We start from the raw sequence: 13,854 nt of genomic DNA, 5'->3' as shown, positions 1-13,854 counted from the left end.
GCGTAGACCTCGCTCGCCGTAGCGGCCCAAGTCTTCCGAGCACCCTGCCGGTGTCCTACCCCTGTCACCCCCTAAGTCGTCCCCAGTTCGAAGCGCCGATCGGGTGGTGGAACGGCCCCGCGGGCCGATGATGGGGCGACCCCCGCGGACCGTCGAATCCCGTGCTCCACCCGCCCGTCAGCCGAGGTGCCGTCGTTGGAACGCTGCTGGTTGTTCGCCCGTTCGGCCGTACCGGCCGGCGGCTGCCCGGGCACGCGGCTGACCGAGCTGGTCGGCACCGTCCTGACCGGGCTGGTCGCCGCCGCCCGCCGGGCCGATCCCGGCATGCACTGGTTCTTCGACCCGGAGGGCTCCCCCGCCGGGCGGCTGAGCCTCGGCTTCCATGCCACCCCCGCCGCGCTCGACGCGGTCCGGGCGGGGTTGCTCGCGTACGACCCGGGGACGTCCCTGACCGGGGACCGGTGCGTCGTGCGCGACCCCGCCCGGGGCGGCCCGCTCGCGTTCGCGGGCAGCGAACTGGCCCTCACCCTGCTCGGCGGCGACGTGCCCTGGCTGGCCGGCGGCGAGCTGCCGCTGGCCGTGGCGCACCTGCGGCACCTGACCGGGCTGATGCCGGCGGCCGACCGCCTGGCGTTCCTGTTCCTGCACTGGCAGGAACGCAGCCAGCGGCTCACCGGCGCGCAGCGGCGGGAGCTGGCCGCGCAGGCCGACGCCGGGGCGGAGAAGATCGTCCTGTCGGCCGGTGACCTACCGCTGGGCGGGGACGTGGCAGTGGCGTGGCAGCGCTACCTGGACCGGGTGACCGACGTGGTGGGTCACCACCACCCGACGGCGCCTCCCGGGTTCCTGCTGGCGCACCACGCGCAGCTCACCCACGACCGGTGGGGCATCCGGCCGGAGGTCGACTCGCTGGCCGCGCTGGCGCTGCGCCTGTCGATGGTGCGGGCCGACCCGGCCCCGACCGCGCCGGCCCACGTTCCGCAGAGGAGGCAGCAACCACATGCACGCGCCGGTACCTGACCGTCCCGCCGGCGAGCCGGCCCGCGTCGAGGTGGCACTCGGAGAACGGTCGTACCCGGTGCTGATCGGTCCCGGCGTGCGCCACCGGCTCCCGGCGGAGGTGGCGCGGATCGGCGCCCAGCGGGTCGTGGTGGTCTCGGCCCGGCCACCGGAGTGGACGCCCGACCCGGGCGTGCCGCACCGGGTGGTGCCGGCCCGCGACGGCGAGCACGACAAGAACCTGACCACCGTGGAACAGCTCTGCCGGGCGTTCGCCGAGTTCGGGTTGACCCGGACCGACGCCGTGGTCTCCTGCGGCGGCGGCACCACCACGGACGTGGTCGGGCTGGCCGCCGGCCTCTACCACCGGGGTGTACCGGTGATCCATCTGCCGACCTCGCTGCTGGCCCAGGTGGACGCCAGCGTCGGCGGGAAGACCGCCGTCAACCTGCCGGAGGGCAAGAACCTCGTGGGCGTGTACTGGCAACCCCGGGCGGTGCTCTGCGACACCGAGCACCTGAGGACGCTGCCGCAGCGGGAGTGGCGCAACGGGTACGGGGAGATCGCCCGCGCGCACTTCATCGGCGCCGGTGATCTGTGTGACCGGCCGGTGGCGGAACAGATCGCCGCATCGGTGGCGTTGAAGGCTCGGGTGGTGGCCGCGGACGAGCGGGACTCCGGCCTGCGGCACATCCTCAACTACGGTCACACGCTCGGGCACGCGTTGGAGCGGGCCACCGACTTCGGCCTGCGCCACGGTGAGGCCGTCGGAATCGGCACGGTCTTCGCGGGCCGCCTGGCCGGCGTCCTCGGCCGGATACCGGCCGACCGGGTGGCCGAGCACCACGACGTGGTGGCGGGCTACGGGCTCGACACCACGCTGCCCGGCGGCGTCGACCACGACGAGCTGATCAGGCTGATGCGCCGGGACAAGAAGGCAACCTCGGGCCTGTCCTTCGTCCTGGACGGACCGGGCGGAGTCGAACTGGTCACCCGCGTCCCCGAGGTCGCTGTGCGTACGGCACTTTCCGGCATGTGAGGCCGCCACCGCCGGGTGCCCGTTCGCCGGCCGGCGCCGCGGGGCGGCCGGGCCGGCGAACGGATGGCGAGCCGCCGGAGCCGAGCGGGCCCGGACCGGCGCGTCAGGTGCCCAGGGCCCGCTGGATCTGCGCCACCAGCACGCCGCAGGCGTACCGGTCCGCGGCTCCGACCATGCCGACGATGGTCGCCGGCAGCGGGCCGTTGTCCGTCTCTGCCGGGTCGTGGTGCATGAACACGACGAACTGCCCCCGGTCGATGAACGGCGCGAGGATCGGCTCGGCGTCGACGCCGGGAGCCAGTGAGAAGAACGTGGTCATGGCGCACGGATGCCGGCCCAGCAGCGAGCTGCGGTGCAGCAGCGAGGTGGTGGCCCCGCTGACCCGGAAGTTCGGGTCGATGACCCGCAAAGCGCCGTCGCGGCCGATCCCGGCGTCGAAGGAGCAGTAGCCCCGGTACCCGAGCTCACTGGCCTTTCGGACCCCTACGGTCAGCGCTTCGACCAGCTCCTCCGGGGGCTGGTCGTCGTCCATCACACAGCCGACCCACGTCGAGGTGGGCTGCGGCAGGTGTACCGACGCTCCGAAGTAGTGCACCGTTCCCCCGTCGGTCACGCCGAACTGGAGACCCCAGATCGTCTCGAAGGGCACCTCCTCCTCGACGATCCACTGCTCGCTCACCTGTTCCAACTGGTTGAACAGGGAACGGTTCCGCCGGTCCCGCAACCGACGGGTGAAGATCGCAATTCCACTGAACACCTCGACCCCGGCCGGTTTGATGACCGCCGGCCGGCGGTCCCGCGCCACGATCCGGCGCACCTCGGCGGGGGTGGCGACCTGCCGGCGGGGCAGGTACTCCGGCGCGACCAGAGTCTCCAGCACGGTCTTGTTGTTGAGGCGGGTGAGCAGATCCGCGGGCACCCGGGCGCGAGCGGCCCGCAGCAGCGGGTCATGCGGGGGAAACTGGAACTCCAGCGTCTCGCCCCGCTCGACGGCTTCCCGCGCGTACCGCACCGCCTGCGCGCCGGAGCGGAACTCCCGCAGGTCGCTGGGCGTCTTCAGACCACTCCGGCTGAGCAGACGCAGTGACTTGTCCGCGCTGGAGCCGGTGCTGCAGATGACCGCCGACTGGTGCGGAAGGGTCAGGTGCAGACCCGTGATCATGTCCAGGCCGTTGTAGAGAGCGGCGCCCGCGCCGGCGAGATAGGGGCTGTCGGCGGTGGCCGACGGGTCGGGCGGTCGGGCGAGGACCACCCCGTCGTGTGCGAACACCTGTACCTGGATGGGAACCTGCATCTGATCTCCTGACATGCTGGCCCGGTGCGGGCCTCGGGGTAGCGCTGAAACCGGTGCGCCACGGCCACGAACAGCGGAGAACGTGGCCTCAGGCGTGGGCTCCCGGTCCTGGTGCGGCCGCTCGGCCGCGAGAGCCGGGCGTGCCGTGTGCACCGACCGGACGGTCGTGAGCTGGACCGGCCGGGAAGCCGGCCGGCGTGTGGCCAGCTTCACCCGGCGAGGTGCACACCGCCGGTCAGCGGCTGATTTTCCAGCCACCGACTTGGAGTCATGATCGAAAGATCATAGTCACTACTCATTGCCCCGGGATGGGCCAGACAGGCGAACGCGGACGACCCTTTCGCCGCCGGGGCCGCCGATACTCCTAGCCGTTGCCATCGACTCGGGCTGACCGAAAAGCTGTTCGTCAGTAGGGTTGGAGTCGCCGGACAGCGCTGTCGCAGCCGCGCTGCCGACGGCCCGGCTCGCACGGCCACGCCCCTGCCAGGCCCACATTGCCGGCCCGGCCTCGACACGGCCGGTGGCGGGCGGGCACCGCCGCCACGTCCCCGGCCTGCCCGGGGCGGGATCTCCGGCTGGCGCGCTAGGGGTCGACATGCCGATCTCTAGGGGTGTACGTCACTGCGCAGCGCTTCGTATGGTCGGGCCCCGTCGGCTCGTCGTTGCCACCCTCAGCGCACCGGATCGGGTGGCCCGCGAGCGGCGCCGCCCGTCGACGCGCCTCGCGTCACCCCCGCCGTCCGGCGTACCGCATCCCGGCTGACCGATCGTCGCGGCCCTGAGCCTTTCGGTCGTTCCCTTTCGATCGGAGGTTGAGCTGTTGTCTGTCGGGTTCGATGGCGCCCAGGCCGCGGACGGCGCGGTTGCTCTGGAACTCGTGGGTGACCTGCGGAGGCCGGCGGTGTGGCCCGCGCGGGCGGCCTCGGTGCACCGGGTACTGCCCGCCTGGCCGTCGCGCGTGACACCGGCCGGACACGTCGTGGTGGCGGGGCTCGTGGCGGTCCTGGCCCGCTGGACCGGCCAGGACGAGGTGGTGCTCGGGCTGGCCCCGGCCCACGGGCCGGTGGCGCGGGTGGACGTCTCGGGCGACCCGGGATTCGGGGAGTTGGCGACGCGGGTGGGACTGGCGTGGACGGCGCCGGTGGCGGGTCCGGACCGATCGGATCCGGTGGCGGTGGAGCTCACCGACGGCCCGGTGGCGGAGACGGGACCGGCCGTGGTGGACGTCGACATGGTGGTGCGCGTGGCTGCGGACGGATCAGTGCTGCGGGTGGACTACGCGGTGGAGGAATTCTCCACGCAGTTCGTACGGGGACTCGTGGATCAGGTCGTGGTGCTCGTCTCCGCCGGGACGGCGGCGCCGCAGGTCGCCCTGTCGAGGTTGCCGTTGCTGGACGCCGCGCAACGGGAGCGGTTGCTGACGTGGGGGCGCGGCCCGGTGCGGGAGATCCCGGGTGAGCCGATCCACGAGCTCGTGCTGGGCTGGGCGCGGCGGTCCCCGGAGGCGGTGGCGGGTGTCGCGGGCGACGAGGTGCTGACATACGGGGAGCTGGATCGCCGGTCCGGACTGCTGGCGGCGTACCTGCGGTCGGTGGGTGTCCGTGCCGGTGACGTGGTGTCCGTGGCGTTGGAGCGCGGGTTGTGGTCGCTGGTGGCGGCGATGGGTGTGCTGCGGGCGGGTGCCGCGTACACGCCGATGGACGTGTCGTGGCCCGCGGAGCGGATGCGGGTGCTGCTGGCCGACCACGGCGCGCGGGTGGTGTTGACGGTCGGTGCGGTAGCGCCCCGGATTCCCGCCGGGGACGGGGTCACGGTGGTGGCGCTGGACGACGGCTGGCCCGCCGTACCGGACGGTGCGGCGGCGGATCTGCCTGTGGTGCCGGTGGACGCCCCGGCGTTCGTCATCTACACGTCGGGTTCGACAGGCACGCCGAAAGGCGTGGTGCTGTCACACGAGAGGCTGGCGAACTTCCTGGCGTGGATGACCGGCGAGTGCGCCATCGGCCCCGGCAGCCGGATGCTGCACTCGGCGGCACCGGTCTTCGACGCCGCGTTCGGGGAGATCTTCGCCGCGCTCACCGGTGGGGGCCGCGTCGTCGTGTGCCCGCGCGACGATCTGCTCGACGCGCGCCGGCTCACCGACCTCGTCAACACCCAGGGCGTCACGCACACGTTCGGACCGGCCACCAACATCGCCCCGCTCGACCCGGCCGCCTGTCCCGGCCTCCGCTGCGTCATCTTCGGCGGCGAGGCCGTCCCGCCGCGGCTGGCCCAGCGGTGGCTGACGGCGGGCACGCGGGTGGTCAACGCGTACGGGCCGGCCGAGATCGCCGTGGCGTGCACCTGGTTCGACGCATCGGCCGGGTGGGGTGGCGCGTACGTGCCGATCGGCTGGCCGATGCCGAACCGGCAGGTCCGCGTCGTCGACGCGGACCTCGACCTCATGCCGGCCGGGGTTCCCGGGGAGATCCTGATCGCCGGCTTCGGCGTCGCCGACGGTTACCTCAACCGCCCCGAACTGACCGCCCAGCGGTTCGTCACCGACCCGTACGGCGGCGGGCTCGCCTACCGCAGCGGCGACCTGGGGAGGTGGAACAGCGCCGGTGCACTGGAGATCCTCGGCCGGATGGACCACCAGGTGAAGGTCAACGGCATCCGCATCGAGCTGGGTGAGATCGAGAGCATCCTCGCCCAGCACCCGGAGGTGGAGACCGCCGTCGTCGTCCGCCGCGAGGACCGGGGCGTGGCCCGGCTCGTCGCGTACGTCACCGGGCGCGACGGCCGCACCCCGGGCATTGGCGACCTGCGCGACCACGCCACGGCCCACCTGCCCGGCTACATGGTCCCCGCCGCCGTCGTCGTCCTCGACCGCTTCCCCCTCGGCGGCACCGGCAAGATCGACCGGAGTGCCCTTCCCGCACCCGACGCCCAGCGCCCCGATCTCGGCGTGCCGTACGTGGCGCCGGCCACCGAGGGCGAACGCCTCGTCGTGGAGGTGTTCGCGAGCGTGCTCGGCATCGAGCGGGTCGGGGCCCGCGACGGGTTCTTCCACCTCGGCGGCACGTCGTTGCAGTCCGCCGCCGTCGCCGTCGCCCTCGACGAGGCCGCCGACGTGGTGGTGCCCGTCTCGCAGATCCACCGCACGCCCACCCCGTACGAGCTGGCCCGCTGGCTCGCCACCGCCCCCCGCCGCGCGGACACCGGCTCGACCGTGACACAGGCCCGGCAGCGCCCGGGACCGGTCCCGCTCGCGCAGCAGGTGGCGAAGTGCCTGATGTCGCCGCTGGAGGTCGTCGTCCCGGTCACCTGGTGGATCGAGGGTGAGCTGGACCTACGAGCCCTCATGGCCGCCCTCGGCGACATACACCACCGCCACCAGGCCCTGCACGCCCGCTACCGACGCACCGACCCACCAACCGCAATCATCCCCCCCAACCCCGGCATGCCACAGCTACGGCTACTCACCGACGCCGCCACCGAACACGACGCCCTCGACCAACTCGCCGAGGCAGTACAACAACCCCTCGACTACACCCAGGGCCGCAACTGGCGCGCCGCCCTGATCCGAAACAAAACCACCAACCGAATCCTGCTCGGCATCGGCATCCACCACATCGCCTTCGACGGCTGGTCACACGGACTACTCGTACGAGACCTCAGCCACGCCTACACCGCACGACACGCCGGCCACACCCCCACCTGGAAACACCCCGCACCCACACTCCACCAAACCCACGACGAACACACCCGCCTCCGCAACGCCGCCGACCTGCAAACCCAACGAACCTACTGGCGCGAACAACTACGCGACCTACCCCGCCAAGGCAAGGGCCGGCCGCAGGAGAACCCGGAACAGACCCCGGCCTGGGGCCCCAAGACCGGGCACATCGTCACCGTCCCGCCCGAGCTGGTGCGGCGCTGGGACCGGGCCGCCGGCGAACACCGCTTCAGCCGCTCCAGCTACTTCGCCGCCGCCTACGCCTCGGCGCTACGCGCCATCCACGGGCAGGACGACATCGCCCTGCTGATGATCGTCGCCCAGCGCGGCAGCCGCGTCCTCGACGCCGCCTTCACGAGCAGGATCAGCAGCAACTGTCTCCGGGTCCGGTTCGGTGGCCCGGAGAAGGACCTGATGTGCGCCCTCCAGCAGACGGCGGACGAGATGATGGCCGCCCAGGACGTCTCCTTCCTGGAGATGATCACCGACGACCCGGTCCTCGACCTGCCCCGCACGGTGATCGACAGCCTGCCCTCGTTCGCCTACCAGGACAACCTCGTCCTCCCGCTGGACCTGCCCGGCTGCCGGACCGAGGAGGTCGTCGAGCCGTACGCCCGGGAGTGGTCCGGTGCCTGCGTCGCCGAGGTGCTGCCCGGCGACGGGAGCGTCCTCCTGCGGGTCACCATCCGTACCGACCTGGTCCCGGCCCACGTCGCCGAGATCCTGGCCACCGGCATGCTGCGCTTCCTGGAAGCCGGCCCCGAGGTGGTCAGCGGGACACGCTGACCACCGGGCAGTGCGCCAGCAACTCCGCCGGGGCGTGCACGACCAGGTCGGGGCCGGCGGCGAGCAGCGCCGCGATGTCCCCGCCGTGCCACGTCGTGGCGACGGCCGTCGCCCCGGCGTCCCGGCCGCTGAGCAGGTCGATCACCGCGTCGCCCACCATCATGGCCTCGTGCGGCGGCACGTCGAGGTTGCCCAGCGCCTGGAGCACGATGTCCGGGGCAGGCTTGGGACGGGCCACCTCGTCGGAGCCGATCACCTGGCCGAAGAGGCCCAGCACGCCGAGTTGGTCGAGCAGGGACCGGGCCCGCGGGCCGGCCTTGCCGGTGGCGATCCCCATCCGGATGCCCCGCGAGTGCAGGGTCTCCAGGGTCTCCCGGACGCCGGGGAAGAGCGGCACGAGGTGGGCCATCCGGTAGCTCTCGCGGACGAACGGCTCCTCCATCTCCAGGGGCAGCCCCATCAGGCGCATGATGTCCGGGAAGTACCGGCCCATGTGCCGGTTGTACTCGTCGAACGGCGCCGGCCCGTCGCCCACCACCTCGGCGTACGCGATGCTGAACGCCGCACGCATGACGGCCGAACTGTCGACGATGACGCCGTCGAGGTCGAACACGACCGCACGGATCGGCCCGCGCGCCGGCGACGGCGGGGTCACCTCGGCTGTGGACGATGGACGGCTCATGGCTGCTCCCGGAAGCGGTTGGGGCCGACGGTGGTTCTCACCCGGCGCGATGGCCCACCAGTGCGTGCTGGTGCTCCGGCCGGGTGGGCCGGGCGCACTGGTAGATCCGTTCGATGACGTCGATGGTCCGGCGGGCCTCGACGACGGCCGCGCCCCGGGCGGCCGGGTCGGCGAGCAGCCCGGGCAGGGCGTCGAGCTGGTGGTCGTACTCTGCGCCGATCGGCTCCCCGGGCAGCGGCAGCCGCACGGTCCGGCCGTCGCGGGTACGCGTCAGCACCGGCGTGGGCTCCCGGTTGGGACTGAAGCCGAACGTGCAGCGCAGCGTCGCCGACCCGGCGGCGCCGTGCACGGTGACGGTGGTGCGGTCCAGCGACTCGTGCGAGGCCCAGCAGGCGTGCAGGGCGACCGAGGCGCCGGTGTCGGTGAGCAGGAACCCCCGGGCGGTGTCCTCGACGTCGCCGGGAGCGTGGCCTGCGGGGTCGGCCCCGCCGCGCCAGGCGGCGTGGGCAGCGCCGTCGTTGACGAAGTCGTCCGAGACGCTGCCGATCGCGTGGGTGACCCGGGCCGGGCCGAGCAGCGGCAGCACCGTGTCGAGCAGGTGCCAGCCGAGGTCCACCAGCGCACCCCCGCCGGACTGGTCGCGGCGGGTGAACCAGCCGCCCGCGTCGGGCACCCCTCGGGCGCGGACCCAGGCCACATCGACGTGTCGGACCGGGCCCAGCCCGCCGGCCACGTCGGCCAGCGCCCGGATGTCGGCCCGGTAGCGGGCGGCGCTGCCGGCCAGCAGCACCGCGCCGCCGTCACGCTCCGCGTCGGCCAGGATGTCCGCCTCGGCGGAGGTCAGGCAGACCGGCTTCTCCAGGAACACCGGTACGCCCCGGCGCAGCAGCCGGACGGCGACCACCGCGTGCAGGTGGTTCGGTACGGCGACCACCGCCAGGTCGACCGTTCCGGCGGGCAGGTCCTCGACGTCGGCGTACGCGGACGCGACGGCGTGGGTGTCGCGGGCCTGGTCGCGCGCCACGGGCTGCGGGTCGACCACGGCGACCACCTCGAAGCCGGGGTGTGCGGCGAGCCGGGGCAGCCAGATCTCCCGCCCGGCCCAGCCGAGGCCGACCACCGCGACCCGCACCGGCCGGTCGGGCGTCGCCGGGGGCCGGGCCGTCATCCGGCGAGGACGTCGGCGAGCACGGCGGCGATCTCGTGCATCTGCTGCTCCGTGCCGAGCAGCGTGCGGTGGTGCAGCCAGACGCAGTCGGAGTGGATCTGCTCGGTGTTGGGGCAACGGGCCGCGATCGCCTCTACCGACTCGTCGGGCGCGTCGGCCATCCAGAAGCCCTCGCACCGGTAGATCGCCCGGAACGCCACGAACGCCGGGACGCCCCGGGCGATGAGCGCGTCCACCACGGCACGGCGGCGCTCGATGCCGATCCCGGGGATACGGAACATCGCCATGTAGTGCGGGTTGCGGTCGGTGCGGGGGTCGATCGTCTGCGGGACGACGCCCGGGATCTCGGCGAGCAGGCTCGACAGCAGCGGCCAACGCTGCTCGCGCAGCGCGATCTGCTCGTCGAGGCGGGTCAGCTGGGCGCGAAGCACGGCGGCGGCGAACTCGCCCATCCGGTAGTTCGAGCCGGTGGTGCCGTGCAGGTAGTCGCGGTCGGTGCGGGGCCGGCCGCAGCTGTGCACGAGGAACGCCCGCTCGCGCAGTTCCTCGTCGGGGAAGACGACCGCTCCGCCCTCGCCGGCGGTCATGAGCTTGCCGTTCTGGAAGCTGAAGGCTGCCACCGAGCCGAGCGCGCCGGCCCGCCGGCCCCGCCACTGCGCGCCGTGGGCGTGTGCCGCGTCCTGCAACAGCGCCACCCCGGCGTCGGCGGCGAGCTTGTCGAGCGCGTCCATGTCGGCGAACTGCCCGGCCATGTGCACCGGCATGATCACCTTGGTACGCGGGGTGATCGCGGCCTCGACGGCGGCGGGGTCGAGGCAGTAGGTGTCCAGGTCGACGTCGACCGGCACGGCGACCGCGCCGAGACGCTGGGCGGCCAGCGAGGACGAGATGAACGTGAAGGCCGGGACGATCACCTCCGTACCGGGGCCGACGCCGAGCACCTCCAGCGCGACCTCCAGGGCGTGGGTGCCGTTGGTGACGGCGAGCGCGTGGGGGCTGCCGTGGTAGTCACCGAACTCTCGCTCGAAGGAGTCGACCTCACTGCCGCCCATCCGCCACCACTGGCCCTGTTCGAGGGCGCGGATCAGTCCGGTTCGCTCCTCGTCGCCGTACCGCGGCCACTCGGGGAGCTCGGACACCGTCGAGGGCTGACCACTCATGACTTCCCACTTCCCAACTCGGGCAGACCAGGGGCTTGGACGGACCATCGGGCGGGGCGACCCGAGACCGCCGGTGCGCGGTCCGGGCGCAGCGGAGAACCGGGTGGCCGCGCGGTACGTGACGCCTCCGTCTGGAGCCGGCGACGTCGCTTCAGCAGGGAGGACGGTAACCGACGCGGATATGCGGTCACCGCCCCTAACAGCCCCTAGCCACCCCTTAGTCCGCCCGCACGTCGGGCACCGCCGGTTCGCCGGGAGCCGTCGGCGTAGTAAGACTGCGGTGACCAGTCATCAGGCTCTGCGGACAAGGGCCGTGCCCCACGAGGTGAAACGTGTCGGACGTACTGCTGCTGAACGGCCCGAACCTGGGCATTCTCGGCCGGCGGGAACCGGAGATCTACGGCACGGACACCCTGGACGACATCGAACGCGCCGTCGGCGAGGAGGTCGCCGCCCGGGGCTGGGGTGTGATCGCCGAGCAGCACGACTGCGAGGGGGCGCTGATCCGTACGATCCAGAACAGCTACGGCACGGTGGGCGCGATCGTCAACCCGGGCGCCCTGATGATCGCGGGTTGGAGCCTGCGCGACGCGCTGGCCGACTACCCCCGGCCCTTCGTCGAGGTGCATCTGTCCAACGTGTGGGCTCGGGAGAGCTTCCGGCACGACTCCGTGATCGCCCCGCTGGCCAGCGGGGTGATCGTCGGGCTCGGAGCGCTGGGCTACCGGCTGGCCGCGCGCGCCCTCACCTCGACCGTCCGATGACGACCGGGCACCCCGCCGTCCGGTGCCGTGGGCGCCGGCGTGCCGGCAGTACGGTCGTCCGCACGTCCCGACTCTTCCCGAAGGACCTCACGTGGAGATTCCCGTCCTCGTCCTGACCCTCGTCCTCGCCGCCGTGTTCTTGGGCATCGCCGTACCGAAGCTCACCGGGCAGGCACAGATGCGCGAGCGGATGGACCACCTCGGCGTCTCGCCGGGGCTGACCCGCGTGCTGGGGGTGCTGGAACTCGCCGCGGTCGCCGGGCTGCTGCTCGGCCTGCTCTGGCCGCCCCTGGGCATCGCGGCGGCGATCGGTCTCGCCCTGCAGATGACGGGCGCGGTCGCCTACCACGCCCGGGCGAAGGACCCGGCCACGACGATCCTGACGCCGGTGATCTTTGCCGTGGCCGCCCTGGCGCTCGTCTACCTGCACGTGCGGCTGGGCTGAGGCCGGCCGTGTCCGGTCCGCAGCGCCACGGCGGCGTCCTCGGCATCGACGTCGGCGGCACCAAGGTCGCGTTGCACGCGGAGGCACCCGGGCGGCCGGCGTACGACCGGAGCTTCCGCTGGCCCCGCGGGACCGCCGACCCGGCCGCCGACCTGACGGTGCTGGCCGTCGAGGTGAACCGGCTGCGCGACCGGTGGGGACCGGTGGACGCGGTCGGGGTGGCCATGCCGGCGACCACTGACACCGGGGGCACCGTCACCACCTGGCCTGGGCGCCCCGGCTGGGTGGGCCTCGACCTCACCGGCGCGCTGCGCCGCCTCTTTCCCGACGCGGCGACCGCCGTCGCCGACGACGGTGATCTCGCCGCCCTGGCCGAGGCGCGCTGCGCCGGCGCGGACGACGTGGTCTACCTGGGCGTCGGCACCGGGATCGGCGGCGGCGTCGTGCTGGGCGGCCGGCCCGTGCCGGGCCGGTCCTCCGCCGAGATCGGCCACATGGTCGTCGCCCTCGACGGTGAGCGCTGCGACTGCGACCGGCACGGCTGCCTCCAGTCCGTCGCGTCCGGCCCCGCCACCCTGCGCCGCGCCGCCACCCGCCGGGGCGGCGAGGTGGGCTTCGACGACCTACGGGCCGGACTCGACGGGCGCGAGCCCTGGGCGGTGGCGGCGGTCGAGGAGAGCTGCCGGGCGCTGGCGGCGGCGGTGGTGAGCCTCGGCGAGATCCTCGATCCGGCGCTGGCGATCGTGGGCGGCGGATTCGCCGCCGGCCTGCCCGGCTTCGTGCCGCTCGTCGCGCAACGGGCACGCCACGCCGGCCGGCCCGGACGTCCGGCGCCACCGGTGCGTCCCGCCGCCCTCGGTGGGCTGTCGTCCCTGCACGGCGCGGTGGAGCTGGCTCGTGACCTGACCGGCACGCCGGCTCCGGCGCGCCCCGTCCCCATCGCCTAGAGGAGAGCAGCATGGTCAAGATCGGTGTCATCGTCGGCAGCACGCGACCCGGCCGCAAGGCCGACGCCGTGGCCCGCTGGGTGCGCGACGTCGCCGCCAAGCGGGGCGACGCCACTGTCGAACTGGTCGACATCGCCGACTACGCCCTGCCACACTTCGACGAGGTGCTGCCGCCGTCGATGGCGCCGTCGCGACGCCCGGCCGTACGCCGCTGGGCGACGACAGTGGCCGGGTTCGACGGCTTCGTCTTCGTCACGCCGGAGTACAACCACTCCATCCCGGGAGCGCTGAAGGACTCCCTCGACTTCCTCTACCAGGAGTGGCAGCACGCCGCCGCCGGCCTCGTCAGCTACGGCGTGCACGGCGGCACCCGGGCGGCCGAGCACCTGCGGCTGGTGCTCGGGCAACTCGGCGTCGCCGACGTCCGCTCCCAGGTCGCGCTCTCTCTGACGACCGACTTCGTCAACTTCCGCGACTTCCGGCCGGCCGCGCACCACGAGCAGGCCCTCGGCACCATGCTCGACGAGGTGGTCGCCTGGGCCGGCACACTGCGGACGCTGCGCCGGGCCTGACGCCGCTGCGGCTGCGCGGGCCGGTGACGGAGGTCGGGCACCCAGCGTCGACCCGCCCGGCCCGGCGGACACGAGGTCGCGCCGGCCACGGCGGAGGACGAAGGGACACGCTGGAGCCACGCCCGCTGTCGTAGACCAGGCCGACCCGCGCAGTGCGGCGACCGCCACCGCGAGACCACCGGCGGGTCGTGGCCGCCACCCATGATCGGCTGTCCTCGGTCGCCGCTTCGGCATGGCACGACGGCCGTGTCCCGCGCCGCCGGTGGCCGGCCTGCACGTC

At 73.4% G+C, this 13,854-nt stretch carries 11 protein-coding genes; 7 read left to right on the top strand and 4 right to left on the bottom strand.

The genetic code is table 11. The features are described from left to right. Positions 1–186: 186 nt before the first annotated feature. Together C569_RS0123215 and C569_RS0123210 are read left to right on the top strand one after the other, a co-directional pair. Complete coding sequence (locus C569_RS0123215; RefSeq protein WP_018788141.1) at positions 187–1,020, top strand: hypothetical protein; 834 nt, start codon at positions 187–189, stop codon at positions 1,018–1,020. Next, on the top strand, positions 1,001–2,038 hold the full coding sequence (locus tag C569_RS0123210; protein WP_018788140.1) for a 3-dehydroquinate synthase: 1,038 nt from the start codon (positions 1,001–1,003) through the stop codon (positions 2,036–2,038). The genes C569_RS0123215 and C569_RS0123210 overlap by 20 nt, the downstream gene beginning before the upstream one ends. A gap of 103 nt (positions 2,039–2,141) precedes the next feature. Here the strand turns inward: C569_RS0123210 and C569_RS0123205 are convergent, their stop codons facing one another. Beyond that, a complete protein-coding gene (locus C569_RS0123205; protein WP_018788139.1) occupies positions 2,142–3,332 on the bottom strand; it encodes a hypothetical protein in 1,191 nt (396 codons plus the stop codon). A gap of 820 nt (positions 3,333–4,152) precedes the next feature. Here C569_RS0123205 and C569_RS0123200 point away from each other — a divergent pair. Next, entirely contained in the window at positions 4,153–7,836 is a 3,684-nt protein-coding gene (locus C569_RS0123200; protein ID WP_026268549.1) for an amino acid adenylation domain-containing protein, read from the top strand. Here C569_RS0123200 and C569_RS0123195 read toward each other — a convergent pair. Genes C569_RS0123195 through C569_RS0123185 form a run of 3 tightly spaced genes read right to left on the bottom strand, consistent with a single transcriptional unit; the run spans position 7,820 to position 10,846 of the window. Then, on the bottom strand, positions 7,820–8,518 hold the full coding sequence (locus C569_RS0123195) for an HAD-IA family hydrolase (protein WP_026268548.1): 699 nt from the start codon (positions 8,516–8,518) through the stop codon (positions 7,820–7,822). The genes C569_RS0123200 and C569_RS0123195 overlap by 17 nt on opposite strands. Positions 8,519–8,555: 37 nt before the next feature. Next, positions 8,556–9,686 (bottom strand): Gfo/Idh/MocA family protein, encoded by a 1,131-nt coding sequence (locus C569_RS0123190; RefSeq protein WP_018788136.1) that lies wholly within the window; start codon positions 9,684–9,686, stop codon positions 8,556–8,558. Further along, the gene (locus C569_RS0123185) at positions 9,683–10,846 is read right to left on the bottom strand and encodes a DegT/DnrJ/EryC1/StrS family aminotransferase (protein ID WP_026268547.1); all 1,164 of its coding nucleotides are present in this window, start codon (positions 10,844–10,846) and stop codon (positions 9,683–9,685) included. The genes C569_RS0123190 and C569_RS0123185 overlap by 4 nt, the downstream gene beginning before the upstream one ends. Positions 10,847–11,178: 332 nt before the next feature. Between C569_RS0123185 and C569_RS0123180 the strand changes: the two genes are divergently transcribed. The 4 genes from C569_RS0123180 to C569_RS0123165 all read left to right on the top strand — a co-directional run bounded on the left by C569_RS0123180 (position 11,179) and on the right by C569_RS0123165 (position 13,574). Beyond that, positions 11,179–11,610, top strand: a complete 432-nt coding sequence (locus C569_RS0123180) for a type II 3-dehydroquinate dehydratase (protein ID WP_018788134.1) — start codon at positions 11,179–11,181, stop codon at positions 11,608–11,610. Positions 11,611–11,701: 91 nt separating this feature from the next. After that, positions 11,702–12,055 carry a DoxX family protein gene (locus tag C569_RS0123175; RefSeq protein WP_018788133.1) on the top strand — a complete coding sequence of 118 codons (354 nt, stop codon included), beginning with the start codon at positions 11,702–11,704 and terminating at the stop codon, positions 12,053–12,055. An 8-nt stretch (positions 12,056–12,063) separates the two neighbouring features. Next, positions 12,064–13,002: an ROK family protein gene (locus tag C569_RS0123170; RefSeq protein WP_018788132.1), complete on the top strand. Its 939-nt coding sequence runs from the start codon at positions 12,064–12,066 to the stop codon at positions 13,000–13,002. A gap of 11 nt (positions 13,003–13,013) precedes the next feature. Next, positions 13,014–13,574 carry an NADPH-dependent FMN reductase gene (locus tag C569_RS0123165; RefSeq protein WP_018788131.1) on the top strand — a complete coding sequence of 187 codons (561 nt, stop codon included), beginning with the start codon at positions 13,014–13,016 and terminating at the stop codon, positions 13,572–13,574. Positions 13,575–13,854 lie beyond the last annotated feature (280 nt).

This window comes from Micromonospora sp. CNB394 (assembly GCF_000374985.1).
GTDB classification, from domain to species: Bacteria; Actinomycetota; Actinomycetes; order Mycobacteriales; family Micromonosporaceae; genus Micromonospora; species Micromonospora marina.
Note: the sequence above shows the minus strand (reverse complement) of the source record. Positions and strands in the feature narration are given on the sequence as shown.